At 41.6% G+C, this 23,265-nt stretch carries 20 protein-coding genes and 1 pseudogene; 13 read left to right on the top strand and 8 right to left on the bottom strand.

All coding sequences use genetic code 11. The features are described 5' to 3' along the window. Window positions 1-37 precede the first annotated feature (37 nt). The gene (locus HWQ38_RS38005; RefSeq protein ID WP_292804938.1) at window positions 38-409 is read right to left on the bottom strand and encodes a DUF2237 domain-containing protein; all 372 of its coding nucleotides are present in this window, start codon (window positions 407-409) and stop codon (window positions 38-40) included. A 160-nt stretch (window positions 410-569) separates the two neighbouring features. On the opposite strand from HWQ38_RS38005, the gene HWQ38_RS38000 reads away from it, so the two are divergent. From HWQ38_RS38000 to HWQ38_RS37990, 3 genes are all read left to right on the top strand, one after another. Then, a complete protein-coding gene (locus HWQ38_RS38000) occupies window positions 570-824 on the top strand; it encodes a hypothetical protein (RefSeq protein WP_292804935.1) in 255 nt (84 codons plus the stop codon). A 118-nt stretch (window positions 825-942) separates the two neighbouring features. Beyond that, window positions 943-1,251 carry a DUF3181 family protein gene (locus HWQ38_RS37995; RefSeq protein WP_292804932.1) on the top strand — a complete coding sequence of 103 codons (309 nt, stop codon included), beginning with the start codon at window positions 943-945 and terminating at the stop codon, window positions 1,249-1,251. Between the two features lie 282 nt (window positions 1,252-1,533). Further along, window positions 1,534-1,749 (top strand): acetyltransferase, encoded by a 216-nt coding sequence (locus tag HWQ38_RS37990; RefSeq protein WP_292804929.1) that lies wholly within the window; start codon window positions 1,534-1,536, stop codon window positions 1,747-1,749. Between the two features lie 107 nt (window positions 1,750-1,856). Here the strand turns inward: HWQ38_RS37990 and HWQ38_RS37985 are convergent, their stop codons facing one another. The 3 genes from HWQ38_RS37985 to HWQ38_RS37975 all read right to left on the bottom strand — a co-directional run bounded on the left by HWQ38_RS37985 (window position 1,857) and on the right by HWQ38_RS37975 (window position 4,533). Next, the gene (locus HWQ38_RS37985; protein ID WP_292804926.1) at window positions 1,857-2,339 is read right to left on the bottom strand and encodes an ABA4-like family protein; all 483 of its coding nucleotides are present in this window, start codon (window positions 2,337-2,339) and stop codon (window positions 1,857-1,859) included. Window positions 2,340-2,467: 128 nt separating this feature from the next. Then, complete coding sequence (gene cobW, locus HWQ38_RS37980) at window positions 2,468-3,508, bottom strand: cobalamin biosynthesis protein CobW (protein ID WP_292804923.1); 1,041 nt, start codon at window positions 3,506-3,508, stop codon at window positions 2,468-2,470. Window positions 3,509-3,816: 308 nt separating this feature from the next. Further along, on the bottom strand, window positions 3,817-4,533 hold the full coding sequence (locus tag HWQ38_RS37975) for a heme oxygenase (biliverdin-producing) (RefSeq protein ID WP_292804920.1): 717 nt from the start codon (window positions 4,531-4,533) through the stop codon (window positions 3,817-3,819). Between the two features lie 569 nt (window positions 4,534-5,102). Between HWQ38_RS37975 and glmM the strand changes: the two genes are divergently transcribed. The 8 genes from glmM (at window position 5,103) to HWQ38_RS37935 (ending at window position 15,466) form a co-directional block, all read left to right on the top strand. Continuing rightward, a complete protein-coding gene (gene glmM, locus HWQ38_RS37970; RefSeq protein ID WP_292804917.1) occupies window positions 5,103-6,572 on the top strand; it encodes a phosphoglucosamine mutase in 1,470 nt (489 codons plus the stop codon). A 489-nt stretch (window positions 6,573-7,061) separates the two neighbouring features. Continuing rightward, the gene (gene hpsL, locus HWQ38_RS37965; protein ID WP_292805004.1) at window positions 7,062-8,702 is read left to right on the top strand and encodes a hormogonium polysaccharide biosynthesis protein HpsL; all 1,641 of its coding nucleotides are present in this window, start codon (window positions 7,062-7,064) and stop codon (window positions 8,700-8,702) included. A gap of 199 nt (window positions 8,703-8,901) precedes the next feature. Beyond that, complete coding sequence (locus HWQ38_RS37960) at window positions 8,902-10,023, top strand: acyltransferase (RefSeq protein WP_292804915.1); 1,122 nt, start codon at window positions 8,902-8,904, stop codon at window positions 10,021-10,023. Window positions 10,024-10,081: 58 nt separating this feature from the next. Further along, window positions 10,082-11,062 (top strand): hormogonium polysaccharide biosynthesis glycosyltransferase HpsN, encoded by a 981-nt coding sequence (gene hpsN / locus HWQ38_RS37955; protein ID WP_292804913.1) that lies wholly within the window; start codon window positions 10,082-10,084, stop codon window positions 11,060-11,062. A gap of 91 nt (window positions 11,063-11,153) precedes the next feature. Next, window positions 11,154-12,329 carry a hormogonium polysaccharide biosynthesis glycosyltransferase HpsO gene (gene hpsO / locus HWQ38_RS37950; protein ID WP_292804912.1) on the top strand — a complete coding sequence of 392 codons (1,176 nt, stop codon included), beginning with the start codon at window positions 11,154-11,156 and terminating at the stop codon, window positions 12,327-12,329. A gap of 182 nt (window positions 12,330-12,511) precedes the next feature. Then, window positions 12,512-13,693 carry a hormogonium polysaccharide biosynthesis glycosyltransferase HpsP gene (gene hpsP, locus HWQ38_RS37945; RefSeq protein ID WP_292804910.1) on the top strand — a complete coding sequence of 394 codons (1,182 nt, stop codon included), beginning with the start codon at window positions 12,512-12,514 and terminating at the stop codon, window positions 13,691-13,693. A 433-nt stretch (window positions 13,694-14,126) separates the two neighbouring features. Then, entirely contained in the window at window positions 14,127-14,765 is a 639-nt protein-coding gene (locus HWQ38_RS37940) for a peroxiredoxin (protein WP_292804908.1), read from the top strand. A 116-nt stretch (window positions 14,766-14,881) separates the two neighbouring features. Continuing rightward, a complete protein-coding gene (locus HWQ38_RS37935; protein WP_292804907.1) occupies window positions 14,882-15,466 on the top strand; it encodes a Uma2 family endonuclease in 585 nt (194 codons plus the stop codon). An 8-nt stretch (window positions 15,467-15,474) separates the two neighbouring features. Here the strand turns inward: HWQ38_RS37935 and HWQ38_RS37930 are convergent. From HWQ38_RS37930 to HWQ38_RS37915, 4 genes and pseudogenes are all read right to left on the bottom strand, one after another. Continuing rightward, window positions 15,475-15,663 (bottom strand): annotated as a pseudogene (locus HWQ38_RS37930) (ATP-binding protein); the annotation flags it as partial. Window positions 15,664-16,043: 380 nt separating this feature from the next. Beyond that, window positions 16,044-18,335 (bottom strand): 1,4-alpha-glucan branching enzyme, encoded by a 2,292-nt coding sequence (gene glgB, locus HWQ38_RS37925; RefSeq protein ID WP_292804906.1) that lies wholly within the window; start codon window positions 18,333-18,335, stop codon window positions 16,044-16,046. A 172-nt stretch (window positions 18,336-18,507) separates the two neighbouring features. Continuing rightward, the gene (locus HWQ38_RS37920) at window positions 18,508-18,840 is read right to left on the bottom strand and encodes a hypothetical protein (protein WP_292805001.1); all 333 of its coding nucleotides are present in this window, start codon (window positions 18,838-18,840) and stop codon (window positions 18,508-18,510) included. Between the two features lie 529 nt (window positions 18,841-19,369). Continuing rightward, window positions 19,370-19,576 carry a hypothetical protein gene (locus HWQ38_RS37915; RefSeq protein ID WP_292804905.1) on the bottom strand — a complete coding sequence of 69 codons (207 nt, stop codon included), beginning with the start codon at window positions 19,574-19,576 and terminating at the stop codon, window positions 19,370-19,372. 502 nt (window positions 19,577-20,078) lie between these two features. Between HWQ38_RS37915 and HWQ38_RS37910 the strand changes: the two genes are divergently transcribed. Together HWQ38_RS37910 and HWQ38_RS37905 are read left to right on the top strand one after the other, a co-directional pair. Continuing rightward, window positions 20,079-20,726 carry a hypothetical protein gene (locus HWQ38_RS37910; protein ID WP_292804904.1) on the top strand — a complete coding sequence of 216 codons (648 nt, stop codon included), beginning with the start codon at window positions 20,079-20,081 and terminating at the stop codon, window positions 20,724-20,726. A gap of 536 nt (window positions 20,727-21,262) precedes the next feature. Next, window positions 21,263-23,101: a penicillin-binding protein 2 gene (locus HWQ38_RS37905; protein WP_292804902.1), complete on the top strand. Its 1,839-nt coding sequence runs from the start codon at window positions 21,263-21,265 to the stop codon at window positions 23,099-23,101. Window positions 23,102-23,265: the final 164 nt, after the last annotated feature.

The following is a 23,265-nucleotide window of genomic DNA, read 5'->3' as shown; positions in this document are numbered from 1 at the left end:
AGGGAGACAAGGGGAATAACCCATGCCCAATGCCCAATCAAGAGGAAGTTAGGGCATGTTTTTTCAATTCGTCTAGGGAAACCACTTCCAAAGCTCTAGCATGGGTTGCTGAAAGGATGACGGGTGGAGCAACGCCAGCATCGAGAGCTTCTTGCCAGCGAGAAGCACACAAACACCAGCGATCGCCGAGCTTCAGTCCAGGAAAATTAAAATCAGGAACAGGTGTGCTGAGGTCGTTTCCCCGCGATTTGGTGAACTCTAGGAATTCTGATGTCACTTGGGCGCAGATGACGTGCGATCCGAAATCCTGACCACCTGTGCGACAAAAACCGTCGCGGTAAAACCCACTCATGGGAGAAGTACAGCAAACCTCTAGGTTTCCGTCGATTACGTTTTTAGCGTCTGTCATTGTTAATTCGTTGTACTTGATTTTTCCACTTCGATATAAGCCTATATTGACACTTTCCTATCTTTTTTTGATTTATGCAAGAAGTCTAATAATTTCCTTCCGCTGACATGAACTTTCAGTTACCCTGAATAGGGTGTATTTAAATCTGTAACAAATATTTATGCCTCCTCGTTGGCCTCGCAAACCCGATCGCAAAGACCCAGATTACCGCAAGATCGATGACCGGATGAATTTTGCTGTGCATGTGGCGATCGCTGCTACTATTAATTCTGGCTTTTGGTTTTTTCACATCTTAAAAAGCACTACCTGGGAGTGGCTGCCGTGGTTGACTGCAAGTTGGACAGGAATATTGTTGGTGCATCTGATTTATATTAGTGCGATCGCTAATTATAGCGATCCATCAAAATCCACCTGAAGAGGGACTGCTGATGCTGGGGCGATTGTAACCTGTGGTAGTAGAATCAGCCTGTTAAGTGAGCAATAATGTAAAAAAGCCTGGATTTCTCGCTCTTTCTGAATGTAGGGTTACTTTTATGGCTAAGACTAACACCACAGAACTACTGGAAGCCCTAGCAGCTGAAATTGGCGAAAATGTCTACATGGACATTGCCAAATGGCATCTTTATTTATCTAATGCCAAACTACATACCCTTGTTGCTGAACAGTTGTATCCCTTAATTACTTCCAACACTGTAAATGAAGACCAAGTTATAAAAGTCTTGGAATCAATTCCCATAAAAATTGGTGGCGGTAGAAGAGAGGTTCCTTTAATCGATTTACTACCACTGCAATGCCAAGTCAACTTAGTAGATATCTTGGAGAAATATCAACGCGAAATCTAATCGCTAAAACCAAGATTATTTATTTTACTTGGACAATGTTTTAGTTAGTATTCCCTGATTAGATTTGAGATACTGAATTAGGGATTTATTTGCTACTTCAATTTTATAAAAACGAAAACCACAGATACACATAAATGAATCTCGTACAATTTATGTGTACATCGGTAGAAAAATATCCTTTAACAATTAAGGAATCTCGGCCTTCTAAATCGGTTGAGATGTGAGCGAGTTTATTTTGAGACTTGCTTTTAACTTTCATGCAAACTTATTGAGGCAATTTACATGCTTTTACAAATCAAAGATACTGGCGCATTGGTCAAAATTGTTGAAATTCAGGAATTACTTGACCCAAATAGTGATGTTGTTCACGCAAAAGACCAAGAAGGTCAAGAAGAACAGCAACCTGAAACGTTTAAAAAAGAAAATCTCGTTTTTCCTTCAGGTGAAGTTCTACCACGCTGTTGGTTAGATGCCGACTATAGACACGACAACGCTTAACGATTTTGAAATCAGGTAATTGGTAATGATGGTAAAGTGATTATCCATTATTAATTTACCTAACAAGACCAACAAGTGGTAGCACACCTAGCTGTGCTACCCTAATATTATGTTCCAGATGATGATGCAGCTTTTTCTGCTAACGTCGCCGTTTCATTCTGCTGAAACTTCGGGAAAAATGTCTTGGCAATCCAGTCAGTCAAGATGTGAGACAGTAATCCTAAAGGCCCAGCAAACAAAGACAAAGCCAGAGAATGAATTGTCCAAATACCTGTTTTTTGCCCTTCCCAATAAATCCAGCGGCCGACGAATAAATCCATCACTAAAAAATGAATCCAACCTGTTGCAGCAGCTGTTTCATCTGCAAAAAATCGCGCAATATCAGCTAATTGGGGATTCGATAAAGCTTGGGCATTTTCTGGGGTAATGCTGTTGATAAACAAATATAAATACGCCCCTGCTAATAGCACAAAAGGCAAATATGATTCCATGATTCGCCGTGTCACTTTCCAATTTGGCAATAAAATCATCAATGCCCAAAATGGCAACACGAAAAGATTGGCAACGTTAAATAGTTGAGAAATTGTCATATTTTTGTCAAGTGAAGAATTCTCAGTTATTATGTTTTTCTTCTTTTGAATTAACTAGTTATTCATAACTCGTAACTCTCAAGAGATAGATGCCTGACTTCTCAAAGAAGTCAGGCATCTGCGTATACTTATAAAGCTACAAGTTGTGATTCAATTTCTGAGGACTTCAAATCACGGCCGATGAAAACTAAGCGGGTTTGCCTGGCCTCTTCTGGTTTCCAGGGGCGATCGTAAAATTTATCAAATCGGGTTCCCACGCCTTGCATCACTAAGCGCATGGATTTATTTGGCACTGCCACAAAGCCTTTAATCCGGTAAATTTCTTGTTCTTGTGCTAATTTCTCCAACTGCTGTTGCAGCTTTTCTGGGTCAAAGGTACGATCCAAAATTAAATTAGCTGAGGTAATTTCTTCGTCGTGATTGTGGTCTTCTTCGGTATCGTGATGACTAGGACGGCTATCTAAGTTGTCTTCGACTGCGGCTTGGAATCCTAATAATATAGATGCATCAAGTTGAGAACCATCACTCTCGACAATCTTCACCACTCTGGGCAACTCTTGCTTAATCAATTCCTCAACTCTGGCTTTTGTCTGGGCATCTACCAAATCAATTTTATTCAACACCACCAAGTCTGCACAAGCAAGTTGGTCTTCAAACAGTTCTTGCAAAGGTGTTTCATGTTCTAGACTATCATCTGCTTGGCGCTGGGCTGCGATCGCCTCTAGATCACTAGCAAATGTCCCCGCCGCAACCGCCGCACAATCTACGACAGTAATCACAGCATCCACAGTGGCGGCGTTGCGAATTTCCTGCCAGCGAAAAGCCTTTACTAACGGTTTTGGTAAGGCTAAACCAGAGGTTTCAATCAAAATGCAGTCGATGTTATCTCGCCGCTTGATTAACTCTTGCATCATCGGGTAAAATTCTTCTTGCACGGTGCAGCATAAGCAGCCGTTAGTTAATTCATAGATATTATTGTCAGCCTCACCATCTTCAGGGCAAACTTGACAAGATTTTAATAATTCGCCATCAATACCGAGTTCGCCAAATTCGTTGACTATAACGGCAATGCGACGCCCTTGGTTGTTTTGTAGCAGGTGGCGAATTAGGCTGGTTTTTCCACTACCTAAGAAGCCTGTAATCACTGTGACAGGAATTTTCGTAGCCATATTTTTGCCGGATTTACTCAGTATAGTAAGTTTCACGAGTTATAAACTTAAATACTGAGATTAAGCTTGGTTTGAAGATTGACTTAGTTATTTTAAGCTGAAAGTCTATGGTAAAGCTGAAAATATAGCAATAATTGAGGGGCAATCTCCCCATGCTTGCTTTCACAAATCAAAAGCAGTCACAGGGCTATTGCCCCTAAATATTTTGAGCATTGTTCGCTCTTTCTCCAGAAACACCTATGAATTATCCTTCATCAGGCTGTCTGGATTTATGACTCCACACACCATACTCCGCAATCTCAACACAGTTACTCAGCAGTTGCCAGTTCAGTACTACCGCGTGTACGACGCCGTGTGAGGCTATTGTAAAGCATTACACCGATCGCCTTAATTAAATTGCCTTCTAATTCTTGGAACATCTTCATGTTCGTACCAAAAGCGGCGTTAGCTTCATCAACGATGCGATCGCATGTAGCCTCGTCAAGGGGTAATTCATCCAAAACTTGACGATATTTGGCTTTGAATGCCTTCTCATCAGAAATCTCTGGAAACTCATAAAAGGCTGTTCCTTGCCCATCAGACAAATTCATCGCTGTTACAGCAATATTTTTGAGAATTTGTCCCCCGGATAAGTCACCCAGGTAACGAGTATATGAATGGGCGATTAACAGTTCTGGTTCTGTTTCAGATATTTCTCGGATGCGCTGTACATAAGCTTCACCTGCGGGAGATAGTTTGATTTGCTCTCTCCAGTTGGTACCAAAGTAATAACTCAGGTCTTGCTCTAAGGTATACTTGCGGTTTAACTGAGGAAAGTTAATTTGAGAAACTATTGGGTGCTGGCGATGCTTTTCCATTTCCTCTTCCATCGCTGAGTAGACGAAGTAGAAGTTAGCAACTAGTTTCCGGTAAGAGTTTTTCTCGACTACTCCTCTTAAAAAGCACTTGACAAAACCTACATTCTCTGCCATTGTGTGGGCTTTTTTAGTGCCTACACGTAATTTGGTTGCTAAATTGCTGCTCATGCTAAAATTCTCAACTTTAAAAAGTTAACTGCCGAAGTTTGGATTCACTAACGGCTAAAAAAGCCATTAAAACGTTACCTTAAAACTATTTGATGAGAATTTATATTAAAATTTTTTAAGCTGCAATGATTTTGTAGGTATTTACACACCAACAAGCCTAAGGGAATAGAATTTTACATTTCGCTGTTTTGATTTTTTGTTGTTATTAGCTGAATTTTGCTTTCATCCTCAGCTTTCCTGAAAAACACCTGTGATGAAAAAAGTGTAATATTTATTACAATTTATTCTTTGTGATTAACATTACAAAGTGTGAACTAATACAGATAATCAAGACTCAAGTTGAGGGCATAAAAAGAATAATTCGCTAAGATGTGGAGACTTTAATAATAATCTAAAAAGCAATACTGACTTTATAAAATCTTTACAATTAAAGTTGGGTTAATTCAGTATTATTACGTAATCTTAGCCGAATCTGGAATGAATTTCTAAAGAGAAAAAGCATCTCAAAATTGCTGAATAAAGTCTTAAGTGTTATTTTTCAGTGTGATTGTGTGGAGTGTTTAAACAATATGGTTTCATCTATAACTCGGACATCGGGCATTGCTGGGGGTTCTGCTTCCGACGTTGAGGGATTGGGCAAAGGGATTGAGAGCAGTTTTGCACTGAATTTAATCCCACTACCAGTAAATCCCTTATTTGGCACAGATGGGATTCGCGGACGAGTGGGAGAATTACTGAGTGCGCCCCTAGCATTACAAGTTGGTTTTTGGACAGGGATTGTTTTACGTAACCATGCTACTGAAGTAGGGCCAGTCATTCTCGGACAAGACTCTAGAAACTCCAGCGATATGCTGGCAATGGCGTTGAGTGCAGGGTTAACAGCAGCAGGATTAGAGGTGTGGTATTTGGGATTATGTCCCACTCCTGGCGTTGCCTATCTCACCAGCATTAGTGAAGCCATCGGCGGAGTGATGATTTCTGCCAGCCACAATCCCCCAGAAGACAATGGGATTAAGATTTTTAGTGCCGATGGTGGGAAGTTACCGCAAATATTGCAGGCAGAAATAGAAGCCGGACTGCGTGGTAAAATATCACCTATTGCTATCAGTAATTGCGGTCGGCATTACTCACGTTTGGAGTTAGTGGGGGATTATAGCTCGGCGTTGAAAAAACCCTTGAACAGTAGCCTAAATCTTCAAGGAATGAAGATTGTTTTAGACTTGGCGTGGGGTGCAGCAGTCGGGTTAGCACCATCAGTATTTAGAGAAATGGGGGCAGAGGTAATCTGCTTGCATAACGAACCAGACGGCGATCGCATTAATGTTAATTGCGGTTCCACTTATTTAGATATTTTGGCAGCAACAGTACAAGAACACAACGCCGACATCGGCTTTGCCTTCGATGGTGATGCCGATCGCGTCTTAGGAGTAGACAATACCGGACGGCAAGTTAACGGCGATTACATTCTCTATCTCTGGGGACGCCACTTACAACAAAAGCAACAACTCCCAGACAACCTGATTGTATCTACTGTCATGGCCAACTTAGGCTTTGAGAAAGCTTGGCAGCAACAGGGTGGAAACTTAATTCGTACCGCAGTCGGCGACCAATACGTGCAAGCCGAAATGTTGCGGACTGGGGCAATGCTAGGCGGCGAACAATCAGGTCATATTCTTTGCCGTCATTATGCTGTGACTGGAGATGGTTTGTTAACAGCATTACATATAGCAGCCTTGGTGAAAGAGGCGGGTGTTCCCTTAGGCGAATTAGTAGATCAAAGCTTCCAGACCTATCCGCAATTGTTGCGAAATGTGCGAGTTATTGATCGCGATCGCCGTTTGGGATGGCAAGATTGCCAACCTCTGCAACAAGCGATCGCTCTTGCGGAAGTTGCAATGGGTGATTCCGGCAGAATTTTGGTTCGCGCCTCTGGCACAGAACCAGTGATCAGAGTTATGGTGGAAGCTGCCAATGCCGACCTTGCCAACCACTGGACAAATGAATTAGTTTCCCAAGTCCAGCAACATTTGATGGACTAAATTAGCTATTATCAAGCACCAATTTTTCGTCATAGCTTCTGCAAATTAACCAGCCTTGGTTATCTGTAGAAGCTGTGAAATTTGTATTTGCAATAAGTAAGTGGGTCAAATTAAATATAAAACCTCACCCTGCCTCCGGCTTCCCTCTCCGTGAGTTCGGAGAGGGATTGAAGGTGAGGTTTGATCTTATGTTTAATTACGCCTACCTACTTATCTGGCTAATTTATATTTTGGAAACAGGAGAGAATTTTTTTGATAATTCAAAAAGATTAAGATTTATAGCGTTTCCTAATCACTCTCGAAGAGCGGGGAGGAGGTTGGGGGTGGGGTTCTTGTACCTCACTCAACCGATAACTGCTATAGCATTTTTAATTACAAATTATTAAATCAATCAATTAGAGATGAATTCGGATTGCACGAGTTACAGCAATCCAAAGAAATTTGTCAACTATAATAGATTCTCTGAGGCTGATAGGCTACAGCACCACCATGCCAAAATTCAAGTCAAAATCTCAGCAATCTAAAAAATCGAAAAAGCAGGCTAAAAAGGAAACTTCTACCCTTAACCTCAAAGAACAGTTAGCCCAAAAGCGCAAAGCAGCCCAAGCACGTAAAGAACTCATTAGCTTACTTACCACCGCCACTTTTGGCGGTGTCTTCGTTGGCATTCTGCTCTTTTTCCTAGCTGGAATTAAAGCAGCAGTCCCTGGCGTCTTAGGGATAATCATCATGTCCCTTTCCTACAAATACCCCCGCCAAGCGCTATATGCCTTCATCATTTACGTACCTATTGGGGGTACTATCACCTACTACTTAGGCGATAGTCCCATACTCCAATTAGCTAAAGATGCATTTTACGTTCCAGCGCTAATTGGACTTTGGCAGACTTGCCGGAAACAGGGGCTACCCCTAATTATTCCCCAAGGCATTAAAATCCCACTTTATATTGTTTTGGGTTGCAGTCTGCTAACACTGTTATTTGTCAATGGTGGACAGCAGTTTAACCCGCCTATTTCGGGACTATTAGAAAAAGGTCCCCCAGAAATACCTTTAGGTATGGGAATTCTCGGACTAAAAATATTTTTAGGCTATGTCCCCCTGATTGGTTGTGCTTACTATTTAATTCGGGATAAACGGGATTTTCTATTTTTATCACGCCTCCAGATTGCTCTTATACTAATTTGCTGTGTGCTGGGATTTATTCAATACTTCTTACTAATAACGGGTGTATGTCAAGGCACTAGAGGTCTTGAAGGAGACGCCTTATTTAGAGCAACACTCGAAGCCAGATGTTATTTTGGTGGAGCGCTAGTATATAGTCCTGATGAAGGGGTTATTCGCCTACCAGGGACATTTGTAGCTCCTTGGCAGTGGGCATGGTTCTTAATTGCCAGCACCTTTTTTACTTTTGCCACCGGCTTCACCGATCCCTCCCCAATATGGCGGCTAGTCGGTTTAGGTTCTTTAGTGACAGTCTTTCTCAATTCTGTTATTTCTGGACAGAGAATCGCCTTAGCTTTAGTACCAATCTGCTTCGGGATTTTGCTATTGCTCACTGGACAAATTGGCAACCTGAAACGATTTATCCCCATAGGCGTGGGACTTGCCTTGATTGTGGGAATTGCGATCGTGACTAACCCTGTTCTAGTGCAAGAGAGAACCGAGAGTTTTACTGGTCGCTGGGACGCTTCACCACCTCAAGATTTTATCATCCAGCAATTTGAAGAGAATTGGAAAACCGTAGACGGTCCACTGGGAAGTGGCTTAGGTCGAGCAACTAACTCTACCCGTGCATTGGGTAAAACTAAGCTTGTGGAAACCTACTATCCCAAAGTACTTTATGAAGTTGGAATTATTGGAGTACTAGCGTTTCTGGGTTTGGTAACAACTTTAACAATTATTGGCTTTAAAACCTATCGCTCCATAAAGAACCGTAATTTCCGCAGTTACGGAGCAGCTTTATGGGTGTTTATATTGTTTATTAGCTACAACACCTACTACTATCCTCTAGATGTTGATCCGGTTGCTGTCTATTACTGGTTTTTTGCAGGAGTTCTTTTCAAATTGCCGATATTAGATAAACAAGAGAAGGAAGAAGCAAATCCTAAGCAGAAAAACAAAAAACTCTAATAAGCTGACGGGACATAGTGAGAATACTCCAGTACGCTATCGGTGGACAGAACCTTGCTTGTGTATTAAGCTTAACCAAGGGTTGCTAAATCCTCTTAGTGGCTAAGTCTGGTTATCAGTAAGTATTAGCGAATAATCAGCATCTAAAGGTCGAATTACTGGATATCAAGCTGAATATAAACTCCGAGATATCAGATATATGAATACTCACAGTCAAACACGCCAAACTAGATTTAATTGGATTGACCAGATAAAAGGATTAGCAATTTTAGCAATTGTCATATTTCATTTTTTTCAAAATTATCCGGCGCGATCGCAACTAATTTCAGTTTTAGATAGTAATGGAGCAAAGCTCGGATATGCTGCTGTAGATATCTTCTTTTTAATGGCTGGTTTTAACACAAGTTATGCTCTCATCTCTAAGTTACAAAAAAACCAGATAGAGGAGATTAAAATTAACTGGAAATCATGGCTACTTAAACGTTTATATAGAATATATCCTGCTTATATACTAGCTGTTATATTAACTTGTTTACTTTATTTACTTGTTAATATTAAGATTAATTTAAACCTAAATTTTTTCTTATCATTTATAGGTATAGCCGGGATAAGATTCCAATCAATCAACCCTGGTTTTTGGTTTTTCACAGTAATTTTAGAGGCTTATTTACTTACACCATTGATATTTTTATTTTGCAAAACTCACCAGAATAAAATATTAATTTTAGGACTTATAGGAGCAATAATAACGAAGTTATTAGCTTTTTACTTTTTAATAAATCATCATACAAATAATTATTTATTTTTCTTACAAGATAATTTTATAGGAAGTTATTTATTTCAGTTCTGTCTAGGACTTTATTGGGGAATTATCTATGCCAAGCATCAAATTTTTAGAAAAACAGATTTGATTGTTTCAAGCATTCTTTTTAGTCTGGGATTTATTATTTATGCTATCTTAACTATTTTTAAAATCAAATATATATATATGTTAGGTATAGATATGCTATTTACTCCTTTATTTTTTTTTGGTATTCAAGCATTATTATCCCATCTCGCTAAAATAGCTAAAATTCAACATATATTAAGCTTTTTTAGTATATTAGGAATTTATTCTTATCAAATTTATCTAATTCATCAACCTTTGTATTTTGTTTTATTACCTAAATTAAATTATGTGATTCAAATAAATAACTATTTGAAGATAGGAGTTTCTTTAATAATAGTGAGTATATTACTGGCAATTTATGTATTTTCATTTATTAGAATAGAGCGATTCCTCATGAAAATGCTTGGAACAGTCATGAATAAGCAAAATTAGTGTTTCAGATGATTAACGAAAATTCCAATTACCTTTAGATAAAGTAGTAGAAAAAATTATGACTAATTACCCTTTAATTTCTGTAATTATACCAACCTATGGGCGAGAGGAAGCGCTACGTGATAGCATTGTGGATGTCTTAAAACAGGACTATCCAAATTTTGAAGTTTTAGTTGTAGACCAAACCGCAAAACACCAACCAGAAATTCAAGCCTACCTGGAAGAGATGGCAAAGGCAGGTAAAATTAAATGGTTGCGCTTAGATTGGGCAAGTTTGCCAGGGGCGCGGAATTATGCTGTCCGGCGGTCTTCTGGTGAAATAATATTATTTATTGATGATGATGTTCAATTAACTCCAGGATTGTTAGCAGCCCATGCAAAAAATTATTTGCAAAATCCAGAGGTGGGGGCTGTCGCCGGACGGGTATTTGACAGAATGAAATTGGGTGATTCGGGAGGAGATTTAGAGATTGAATATCTACCTCCCCAGGCTATGGACCCAGGAATTGCTTGGTATCATATTGATTTAGTACATACGATTAAACCCCAGCAAGTGCTGACAGCGAGGGGTTGCAATATGTCTTTTCGGCGCGAAATTTTTACTAAGTACGGGCTGAGGTTTGATGAAAGGTTTGGCGGTAGTGCGGTGCGGGAAGAGTCAGACTTTTGTTTGCGGGTGCGCCAGACGGGATATAAGATTTGGTACGACCCAGAAGCCCATTTGGTGCATTTAGGCGAAGAAACAGGGGGTTGTCATGATATTAGTATGCGATCGCTCAAATATCAACTCACTTTCTACCACAACCATTTCTTGCTGGGGCTGAAAAACCTGACTCCAACTCAAGCTTTACGCCTATTCGCCCGTTTATTTGACTGTCACGTACTGGGACGCCCACCTTGCCATAAAAGCGGTTCCCCCATCAAAATTGTCACTCGTGCTATTTTCTACATTTTGGGTTTTTTCAAAGCCTTAGGTACTGTCATCCAATCAATATGGAATGACGGTCAAATTTATAGTCGATTGGATGAACAAGTTTAGTTAGGAGTTAGGAGTTTGGAGTTTGGAGAGACGCGATTAATCACGTCTGTACAGGAGTTAGGAGTTAGTGAATACCAAAGGATAACTAACAATGAAAATTTTAGTTGCTAGTCACACTTATATCGTAGACTTGAACTGTGAAAAATTACGCGCTTTATCTCAACTAGAACCTGACATTGAAGTGACAGTTGTAGTCCCAAAGCGCTGGAAACCAGGTGGTGTGCAAAACAGAATTATTGAAACTGAATACCGCGATGAAGGCACATTTAGAATAGTTCCTATTTCTAATTTTAGTCAAAATCATCAGGGACTCCTTACCTTTGGTGTCGATTTGATATCTTTGTTAAAATGGTTTCGTCCCCAAATTATTCAGGTAGAACAAGGGTCTAGAGCATTGGCTTATACTCAAATGATTGTCTTAAATAAATTCTTAGGACTCAAGGCAAAAAATGTATTTTTTACTTGGTGGAATCTTCCATACAAACTGAAACTCCCAGTTTCTTTGTTAGAAAAATATAACCTCAACCACAGCCACGGGATCATTTGTGGCAATCAGGATGGAGCAGAAGTTTTGCGACAACGGGGATATCAAGGGTCAATTAAAGTTATGCCACAACTGGGCATAGATGAAAGTCTATTTACTCCCAAGGCGCAACCGGAATTAGCAGCTAAGTTGGGTATTGAAAAAACCGATTTTGTGATAGGCTTTGTAGGGCGTTTTGTACAAGAAAAGGGTTTATTAACACTTTTACAAGCCTTAATCACTTTGAAAAACAAACCTTGGAAATTACTCCTCCTGGGACGGGGAGAGTTGCAAAGTGAATTAATCAAAATAGCGACGGAAAATCATATTAAAGAACGGTTAATTTTGCTAGAAAGTGTCCCTCATGATCAGGTTGCAAACTATATCAATTTAATGAGTACTTTAGTACTGCCTTCAGAAACAACTTACAAGTTTAAAACCTTAACATCTGTTGGCTGGAAAGAACAGTTTGGTCATGTGCTAATTGAGGCGATGGCTTGCCAAGTACCTGTAATTGGTTCTGATTCTGGGGAAATTCCCTATGTAATTGGCGATGCTGGTTTAGTATTTCCCGAAGGTGATACTCAAGCCCTTGCTAATTGCTTAGTTCAGTTAATGGATAAACCCTATTTTGCTCACAGTCTGGGTGAAATGGGTTATCAAAAAGCAATGATTAAATATACAAATAAAGCTTTAGCTAAACAGCAATTAGAGTTTTATCAAGAATTAGTTAATAGTCATTAAGAGGATGTTTTAAAAATCTAATTTATTACTAGCCTGGGCGACTAGAAGTCGCGCGCCAGGTGCTTCTCCCAGGGGGAGACGCTGCGCGAACAAGTCGGGCATTGCCCGCCCAACGCACTGGCTTGGCTACACAGACAAAACCCACCTCCGTGGGTTAAAAAACCTTGATTAATGACAAAAAAATGAAAATATTACAAATTGTCCCCTCAATTTCTCTGATTTACGGCGGCCCCAGTCAAATGGTACTAGGATTAGCTCCAGCATTGGTAAAAGAGGGAGTGGAAGTTACAATTCTCACAACTGATAGTAATGGCGATAATGGTCAAACACCTCTGGATGTTCCTTTAAATCGCCCAATTAAACAAGATGGCTATGAAATAATTTACTTTCGTTGCGCCCCGTTTCGTCGCTACAAATTTTCTCTAGATTTATTAAACTGGCTAAAACGTCATGCTCATGAGTTTGACATAGCACATATTCATGCTCTATTCTCCCCAATAATTAGTGCTGCTGCTATTGTGTGTCGTCAGCAAAAGCTACCTTATATTTTCCGTCCTTTGGGTACTCTTGATCCGGCTGATTTACGCAAGAAAAAGCAATTAAAACAGCTTTATGTCGCAATTATAGAACGTCAAAATTTAGCTGGTGCGGCAGCTATTCATTTTACCAGCGATCAAGAAGCTAAAATATCAGAACGATTTGGAGTATCTACGCCAGAGTTGGTGATTCCCTTGGGTGTAATCCCCCCTGAATCGTTTCTTAAAAATGTATCTGATCAGTTGTTAAAAATACCAAAGGATGTACCGTTAGTGCTGTTTATGTCACGAATTGACCCAAAAAAAGGGTTTAATTTGTTGATTCCAGCGCTAGAAAAGCTATTAGCGGTTGGTTATAAGTTTCATTTTGTCTTAGCTGGAACAAATCCCCAAGATCCAGATTACGAACAAAAGATAATATCCCAAATTCAAAATTCACCACTGCGATCGCACACTACAATTACTGGCTTTGTAACTGGTGAACTAAAATTTAGTTTACTACAAGCTGCTGATTTATTTGTCTTGCCTTCCTACTACGAAAATTTTGGGATTGCTGTCGCTGAAGCGATGGTAGCAGGAACACCCGTAGTCATTTCTGACCAAGTGCATATTTGTCAACAGATACGTGATAGTCAGTCAGGTTGGGTGGGTGCAACAGATGTCGAAGCACTGGTAGAGTTACTACAAGAAGCTTTGCAAAATCCCGCAGAACGCCAACGACGCGGATTAAACGCCCAAAAATATGCTTTGGAAAATTTTAGCTGGGATGCGATCGCTCGTCAAACAATCCAAGCTTACCAGGAAATTCTGGCAAACAAATTAATTTAATTCAACGCGAACCCAATCAAATGAGTTGGGAGGATTACTTGGAGACATGAGTACTATAGAAGATGGTGAAACTCCTGTTCCTGCTGTTTGGCATGAGTGGTTACGATGCGTTGCTCAAGTCAAACAAGGTAAAGTTGATATAGACTTACACATTCACAGCTAAGATAAGTAAGTCGGCGTGGAAATTTATAACTATAGGATTCCTATTTGATTTTTGAAATGTAAAGAAAAACCTGTAGGGAAAAAATACTAATTTAGAGCATATATGTGTACTTTAGTCAATAAATTTTACCTCTCTCTCGTTTCATATCCGAGAGTACTGACAACCTAAAATTTTGTTTCAAACCGCTAAACTCCGATAGGAAAATAGGGGTTTTATGTGATGATGGCATACTAGAATATATATGCTTTTCTAACTACAGGGAATATCAATATGACTATCCGTCTAGGTGACACAGTACCCAACTTTACGCAAGCCTCAACACACGGCGACATCGATTTTTACGAATGGGCAGGTGAGAGCTGGGTTGTGCTGTTTTCTCACCCTGCTGATTTTACACCTGTTTGCACAACAGAACTCGGCACAGTTGCCAAGCTCAAACCAGAATTTGACAAGCGCAATGTCAAAGCGATCGCACTTAGTGTTGATAACGTTGAATCCCACAACGGCTGGGTGGGAGACATCGAAGAAACTCAAAGCACCACCCTTAACTACCCAATTTTGGCAGATGCCGATCGCAAGGTTTCTGACCTTTACGACATGATCCATCCGAATGCTAATGCGGCTGTGACAGTGCGATCGGTTTTCGTGATTGACCCCAACAAGAAACTCCGTCTCACTTTCACCTACCCTCCCAGCACGGGACGTAACTTTGATGAACTTTTGCGGGTGATTGATTCTCTGCAATTGACTGATAATTACAGTGTGGCAACACCAGCTGACTGGAAAGATGGAGAGGATGTTGTAATTGTCCCCTCACTGAAAGATCCAGAAGTACTCAAACAGAAATTCCCCAAAGGTTACGAGGAAGTCAAACCCTATCTGCGGCTAACTCCTCAGCCTAATAAGTAAATCTGAAAATGATTTCGGATAAAAAAGCAAAGACGCAAAGTTATATCTTGGCGTCTTTGTTTTTTGCATGAGAATATAGTCAGTAGGCTAGGCATCCGAACCTGGAGGAAATCCCGATGTTTTCATCTGCTTTGGTTTTGCAAATTCCGTCATCAATGCAAATGACAGACGAACAATTTTTTGATTTCTGTCAGGTGAATCGTGACTTACGGATTGAGCGAAATAAATTAGGAGAATTGGTAATTATGCCCCCTACTGGTTCAGAGACAGGAAACCGAGAAGTTAATATCTCAGGACAGCTATGGGTGTGGTCAGAACAAGATGGTACAGGTATAACTTTTAGCTCTAGTACCGGATTTAAGCTATCAACAGGTGCAGAACGTTCTCCAGACGCTTCCTGGATTAAACTAGAACGGTGGAATGCTCTCTCAGCAGAACAGCAGCGAAAGTTTGCTCCTATTTGTCCAGATTTTGTAGTCGAACTCAAATCTCCTAGCGACAACCTCCAGACTTTGAAGGAAAAAATGGAGGAATATATGAACGAGCCAGGAATACAGTTAGGCTGGTTGATTGACCGTAAGCAGCGTAAAGTTTATATTTATAGTCCTGGATTACCAGAGGAATGTTTAGATAATCCTGCAACAGTTAGCGGCGAGTTGGTATTGCCTGGGTTTATTCTAAATATGAGTAAAGTTTGGTAGAGAAAGTTTTACTTAAATTTAGGTTTGAGGTAATACAGCAATTTAATTTGGGAAATTGGGGTGACATCAAAAGGTAATTGAATCGTAAAAGTGCTACCTTTACCTAATTCACTTTGCACCTTCAAACTACCTTAGTATGCCTGAATAATTGCTTTAGCGATCGCTAATCCTAATCCAGAACCACCAGTTTTACGAGAGTGTAGGCGCAGTCTGCACTTCTCTACGAGACCCTTCTCTACGAGACGCTACGCGAACGGCAAGTTCAGGACATCGCGCTGCGCGAATGGCAAGCTCAGTGACCACCGTAGGCATCGCTATTCACCCGATAAAAGCGATCAAAAATCTGAGTCAGTTCCTGAATAGTCGTCATGGACAATCTGCGCGCTCCAAGAGTGGTGAATCTGTAAGACTTGCAATTGAGTCTGTCGACGCAAAAGTAAAGTTTTTACCGCCCTATTCTCCTGATTTATCTCCAATAGAGTCTCTAGCTTCCCTCTCCAATATATCGGAGAGGGATTGAGGGTGAGGTAAGCCAGGGGCATAAATTGTATCTTATTTAATTCTTATTCCTTAATTGTTATCCCATTACCTCAGCAGTCTTCTTCTTATCCAACTTGAGAATCAACACACCCAAAGGTGGCAAACACAAATCCAGGGAATAGGGATGACTGTGCAAAGACCAATCATTTGTCCACTTACCACCTAAGTTGCCCATATTACTGCCGCCATAGGGTCGCGCATCACTATTGAACAACTCGGTATAAAATCCTTTTTGCGGTACACCAATACGGTAATGTGAATGGGGTTGCGGTGTAAAATTGCAAACCACGATCGCAAAATCATCAGAATCTTGATCACGACGGATAAAGGAAACTACACTATGACGGTTATCGCTACAGTCAATCCACTCAAACCCAGGTTGAGCAAAATCCTGGGTGTACAAAACTGGTTCAGAACGGTAGAGATGGTTCAAATCCTGGAAAAACCTTTTTAACCGTTGGTGGCCTTCATGCTGCAATAAATCCCACTGCAAATCTGTCCAATCATTCCATTCACTCCACTGCCCAAACTCCATGCTCATAAACATGGTTTTCTTGCCTGGATGAGCAAACATATAGCTAAACAAACAACGCACATTCGCTAACTTCTGCCATGTATCCCCCGGCATTTTACCGATGATATTGCTCTTACCATGCACCACTTCATCGTGGGATAGAGCCAGCATGAAGTTCTCGCTGTGGTTGTACCACATACTAAAGGTGATATTGTTTTGGTGGAACTGACGGAACCAAGGGTCCATGCTAAAGTAATCCAGCATATCGTGCATCCACCCCATATCCCACTTCAAGTTAAAGCCCAGCCCGCCTGTATAGGTGGGCCAAGATACCATTGGCCAGGAAGTAGATTCTTCAGCAATTGAGAGAATACCGGGGAAATAGCTAAAGATAATGTGATTTACCTGACGCAGAAAATCTGCTGCTTCTAGGTTTTCTCTGCCGCCGTACTTGTTGGGCAGCCATTCTCCAGGTTCGCGGCAATAGTCGTTATAGAGCATCGAGGCAACAGCATCGACACGAATCCCGTCAATGTGGTACTTGTCAAACCAGAAGAGGGCATTTGCAGCTAAAAAATTACTAACTTCATGGCGACCATAGTTGAACACCAGAGTACCCCATCCTTTGTGTTCGCCCTTCCGGGGGTCAGAGTGTTCGTAGAGGTGGCTACCATCAAAGAAAGCTAAACCATGTCCATCTTTGGGGAAGTGACCAGGAACCCAATCTACAATTACCCCTAGATCATTTTCGTGACATTTGTCAACAAAATACATGAAATCTTCCGGGCTGCCAAAACGCGAAGTGGGGGCATAGTACCCAGTTACTTGATAACCCCAAGAACCATCAAAGGGATGCTCCGCAATCGGCAGCAATTCTAGATGGGTGTATCCTAATTCTTTGACGTATGGAATAAGTCGGTCAGCTAGTTCCCGATAGGTAAGGAAGCGTGCGCCCGGCTTCAGTTCGGAAACGATAACTACAGGTTCCGTTTCACCATTAGGGAGTTTCGCTGGTTCGGCACTCGAAGCGTGTAACCAAGAGCCTAAATGTACTTCATAGACTGAGACGGGCTGAGTCAGGGGGTCAGAGCGACGCCGCTTTTCCATCCAATCTTCATCAGTCCAACTATAAGTATTTAAATCAGTGACAATAGATGCCGTTTTCGGGCGGGGTTCCTGCTGGAAACCGTAGGGATCAGATTTTTCGTAAATGTGTCCTTCAAAATTTTTGATTTCATATTTGTAATGCTCTCCCACACCGATTTCAGGAATAAATAATTCCCAAACCCCGGTGCGGCCTTTACGCATCTGGTTTTTACGCCCATCCCAGAGGTTGAAATCTGCCAACAATGAAACATTACGAGCGTTGGGTGCCCAAACAGCAAAATAAACGCCTTTAACTCCGTCTATTTCCGTAGGGTGCGCTCCCAGTTTTTCGTATATCCGGTGATGGTTGCCTTCCTTAAACAAATGCAAGTCAAAGTCTGTCAAGTGGGGAGAACGGAAAGCGTAAGGGTCATAAATGACACGCTCATGTTCACCCTCTTTAATCCGTAACTGATAGTTTGCTAGTTCTGCGGTTTCAATGGTGCATTCAAAAAACTGGGGATGATGCACTGTTTGCATCGGGTATTCTTTGCGTTGTTCAGGAATAACCACCCATGCCGCACTTGCATTTGGTAGATAGGCTCGCACAGCCCAGACAGTTTTACCATCTTGTTCTATGGGATGAGAACCTAGTATTTCAAAGGGATCGTTATGCTGATTCCAAACGATGCTGTTAACCTGTTCAGGGGCGATCGTGGTCATGGACATGAAGCTACCTAAGTGAAATAACGTGATTGACTAAATCTACTTATTTAATATCTATATATATTCTTTACATTTATTTGCAATTTTGTCGCCACCGTTATCCTACCTCAGAATCGGGCATTGGGGAGTGGGGAAGATGGGATAAAGCTCTTGACATTTGACCCTTGAGTAATTCTCAAAAATTTAAAAATGGGAAAAACTGAAATAATGTTTTACGTAAGCGAAGCAAGAAAATCTGTTCTCGAATTTTCGGGTCTAGTTTTGGTGGGGGTCCTTCTTGCAGCTGCGCTTGTAATTGGATATATTCGGCAGCTGTGAGGAATTTTCCATCAATCGGCGATCGCGCTTCTATGATAATTTTAGTGCGTAATATTTCTTCTGGTGTATCTTCTGCTGGCGGTAAAGCTACTACTGCTGACCCCCAATAGCTACTTAAGAGAATTAACGTAGCACTAATCACAATTAAGCATAGTAATTGTATCTCCTTTCTCGCTTTAACTTTTCCCATCTCCTGAACTGCCTTCACAACGCCGGATGAAAATCTGTTTTTCTCATTCCCTATATTCAAAGTTACAAATTCTCCTAATAAAAATCTGGCAATATCAAGGGACATTACCAGGTCTCTCCTGATCCGGAATAGACTATAGGGAATGCTCAAGAGCAATTGCCAGCGATCGCGATGAATTGTTTTATCCTCTGAAAACTCAGGAATTTAAGCTATTCCAAATACCAAACCAGAGAAGTACCTTGCCCACAAAATGGCTTAGATTTATATAACTCAACTCCCTTGGACTTGGAACAAGCTTCGGTCAGGCGAGAATTTCAGGCGGACACTTGGTTGAGGACGTAACCCTCATCACCAGTGTCCTCTACTTGCTGCCCTACTTAGCTGATATTTCAGCAAACTCTGGCCTCTGATCCACCAATAGATAGAAATATCCAGGTTTTTACATTAACCTAATTAATTCTAGCTATGTCGTGACGAGTGTTATTACTAAGCTCTTTTGGGCATCATTCAAACTAAAGCTGAAGATGCCTTATTTAGGAGTAGTTGCGGGAGTAGGTGCTGTAGTCGCGGCAGGGCTAGAGGCCGCAGGAGGCGCATCAGTTGGTTCACCTGTAGCAGCGGGAGTACTAGTGGTACCAGCACCAGCACCAGCACCATCACCACCACCACCTTCGCAGGCTCCGAGAATTGCAGCCAGACTTAACATTAAAGCCAAACCAAAGATTTTTGTTTTCATAACTCCTCTTTCACCAATTGTGGCTAGAACAATATTTCGCCTGTTGAATACGATACCGTATTTATTGCTTTTTTTTAAGGCTGCGAGAATACATACTTAAAAAAACAATCCTTTGGCGTATTCTTTTTGGGATTACAGATCATACAGCCATCTGATTAGTTTCTCTTAACTCAGGAGCAAAACGGAAATTACCAAGTTTTCTAGCAATTCGAGTTATCATAGCAAAAAATTTTATTTTTTCACAGAGTATTGCATCTTGCTGCCTCGCGAAGCCATACTTTAGGGGCGATCGCTAAAGGGTAAGCTGTCCAGTTGCTAATCGCTGATTGCAAACATTGCAATATTTAGAGGATGCAAACATTGGTACAGCTACCTATCAGAACAGTTAAAAGGGTGTAGTCTGTTATGTGTGCTTGTTGCAAAGAAGGTGATTTTAACCTCAGCAAAAACAGACAATCAAGACAGTCAATCTAAAGTACAGTATTTCCCATCTAAAAAAATTATGGTAATTGCTCGTAAATCTACTGTTTCTACAAGGGGTAATTGGTTCCGGCAAGATTCTATCCTTTCTTTAGGGAGGCGACGCTCTGCGCGTATGAAGTCAACACCACGGAGCGCTTCTACACCAGTATCCTCTCAAAGACAACAGCGTTCCTCGAAAAATCTCGCGGTTTCTCCCACAAATGAGGCAGTTATGCCCAAATCGGTGAAAGAGTTAGGTAGACGACAAGTGCCAAATCTCAATCAGCAGTCGAGTGGGAACCTTCCCACAATGCCTAATTCGGCAGCTGTACCTTTGTGGTTGCTGCGCTTGTACACCTTTCATGGTTATTCAACCGTTTTGGCGTTCTTGTTAGTAGCATCGACACTTGCTGTTTATGGCTGGACGGTATATTCCCAACAGCTTTGGAGTCAGTCATATCGCAGACTGCAAGGGCTACAACGTCATGAGCAGTTGCTAATGACAACCAACGCGACGTTGACAAATAAAATGGCTCAGGAAGCAGAACAACCAACAGCAGGGCTGGTATCACCGACTCCTCAAGGGATGATTTTCTTGCTTCCAGCATCTCATAGTTCTAAGCCGGCATCGTCTAACACAACGCCAAATTCTGAAACGCAGCAAAGACTCTCGCCATTAGGATACTAAATCTAATTCGTAATTCGTAATGACGCTCTCTACCAGAGGCTAAAAGCGAACGAATACTCGCTAACGCTACGCTAACATAATTCGTAATTCGGAAAGTCAGATTCACAGCAATATTCAGGTAATTAAACCATACTCTAGGACAACAGATGTGCATTGGTGTCAAGTTAACGTGAAAGTTAGTAAGCAAGAATGTTTTGAGACATTATCTCGTTTATCTCGTTCCCAGTCGGAGACTGGGAATGCCCCTGATTGAGGCTTTGCCTATTAACTTGCGGCTCTGCCGCAATGAGCAGCATTTCTAGCCAGAACGAGGTTTTAAAAGGGTTTTGGCTGAAGTTGACACCAATGATATCTGTGCGCCCCTAGCGAAGATTATGGTTCAAATACATGAAAAAGGCTGTAATCTGAGTTTCTACCTCTTAAATCTGTAGCTTTATTTTGGAGAATTGGTAAAAGGCTAAGAGTCATTAGTCATTTGTCATTAGGACTCCGACTTGTAGCAAATGACAAATGACAAATGACAAAGGACGAACCCAATGCAGAAGTCACCAAGCAGAACAAAATTCACAAAGTTTCGCAATCCAGGATTCACAAGGGGACAAAAGGGTTATAAGCGAGGGTTTTTGGGAAAACTAGCCTCTAATATCCAAAACCAAACATTCAACACTAAGTCTCGACTGTTTATAGTCTGGGGCGTATTAATGGCATCAGGGTTGGGGTTGGGTGTGAAATTGTATAACCTCCAAATTGTCAAGGGTACAAAGTTAACAGAGCAGGCGCGAAACCAGCAAATGGTGAATTTGCGACCTTTTATGCCCCGTCGCCCGGTGTTAGATCGCAATAGTAATCTGTTGGCGATTGACCGTCCTGTATACACTTTGTACGCTCATCCCAAGCTGTTTGATAAGTCTAATGAAGATATGGCAGAGCGACTTGCGCCAATTTTGGCAAAAGATTCTGCGGAATTGGTGAAAACTTTTGAAAGCAAAAGAAGCGGAATTATACTTGCCCCTGCCCTACCGCAAGAAATTATTGATCGCATCATCTCTTTGCGCTTAAATGGCTTGGAGTGGATTCAAAAATACTCCCGATATTACCCATCAGATGATTTGGTTGCTGACGTGGTGGGCTATGTGAATGTTGACCGCCGTGGTCAAGCAGGTGTGGAATACTCTCAAGAGAAGTTGCTAGAACGTCCTGTGCAAACGGTGCGGCTCAGTCGGTCGGGTAATGGATCTGTGATGCCTGATCATGCCCCTGAAGGTTTTTTGCATTTTGATGATTTGCGACTGCAACTAACTATTGATAGCCGTCTGCAACGAATTGCTCGGACTGCGCTTAAACAACAGATGCAGAAGTTTGACGCCAAACGGGGAGCGGTAATTGTAATGGATGCGTTCGATGGTTCCTTGCTCGCCCTGGTTTCTGAACCTACCTATAACCCTAATGAATACGCTAAAGCTAATATTTCGCTATTTAAAAACTGGACGGTGGCGGATCTTTATGAACCGGGATCGACTTTTAAACCTTTGAATGTGGCGATCGCTCTAGAAAATGGCGTGATCAAAGCAGATGATATGTTTAATGACTCCGGCTCTATTCAAGTAGCTAATTACACCATCAAAAATGCTGAGAACAATGGTTACGGGCGGATCAACATTGCTCAAATTCTCCAACATTCTAGCAACATTGGCATGGTGCAAATTATTCAACGCTTAAAGCCTTCAATCTACTATAACTGGCTCGAACGTTTGGGGCTAGGACAAAAAGTTGATACAGATTTACCTTTTGAAGTTGGTGGCCGGCTCAAAAGTCAAGAAGAATTTATCGCTTCGCCAATTGAGGCAGCTACTACTTCCTTTGGACAAGGCTTTTCCATGACACCGTTACAGCTAGTGCAAATGCACGGCGCTTTAGCCAATGGCGGTAAGTTGGTAACACCCCATATAGTTCGGGGGCTGATTGATAGCAAAGGGCAGATGCATGATTCACCCACGCGCACCATCCCCCGCCAAATTTTCTCAGCCGCAACAGCCCAAAAGGTTGTAGAAATGATGGAAACTGTTGTTACTGAAGGCACCGGCAAGGTGGCACAAATTCCGGGATATCGGATTGCTGGTAAAACTGGTACAGCCCAAAAAGCTAGTCCCTCTGGCGGCTACATCAAGGGTGCGAGAATGACCAGCTTTGTGGCTATTTTGCCCGTGGAATCTCCTCGGTATGTAGTGTTCGCACTGGTAGATGAGCCAAAAGGAGAAAGTGCCTATGGTTCTACTGTCGCCGCGCCAATTGTGAAGTCGGTGATCGAAGCCCTGATTCCTCTTGAGGAGATTCCACCAAGTAAGGCAACAGAGCAACAGACGGAAGCGCCGTAGGGAGATGAGGGAGATGAGGGAGATAAGGGAGACAAGGGGGATAAGGGTTGACAAAATCAACGCCCACTCAACCGCAATTCCGAGATAAGGGAGACAAGGGGAATAACCCATGCCCAATGCCCAATGCCCAATGCCCAATGCCCAATGCCCAATGCCCAATGCCC

This window comes from Nostoc sp. NMS7, assembly GCF_017115085.1.
Lineage (GTDB): Bacteria > Cyanobacteriota > Cyanobacteriia > Cyanobacteriales > Nostocaceae > Nostoc.
This window is presented reverse-complemented; position numbering and strand designations above follow the sequence as displayed.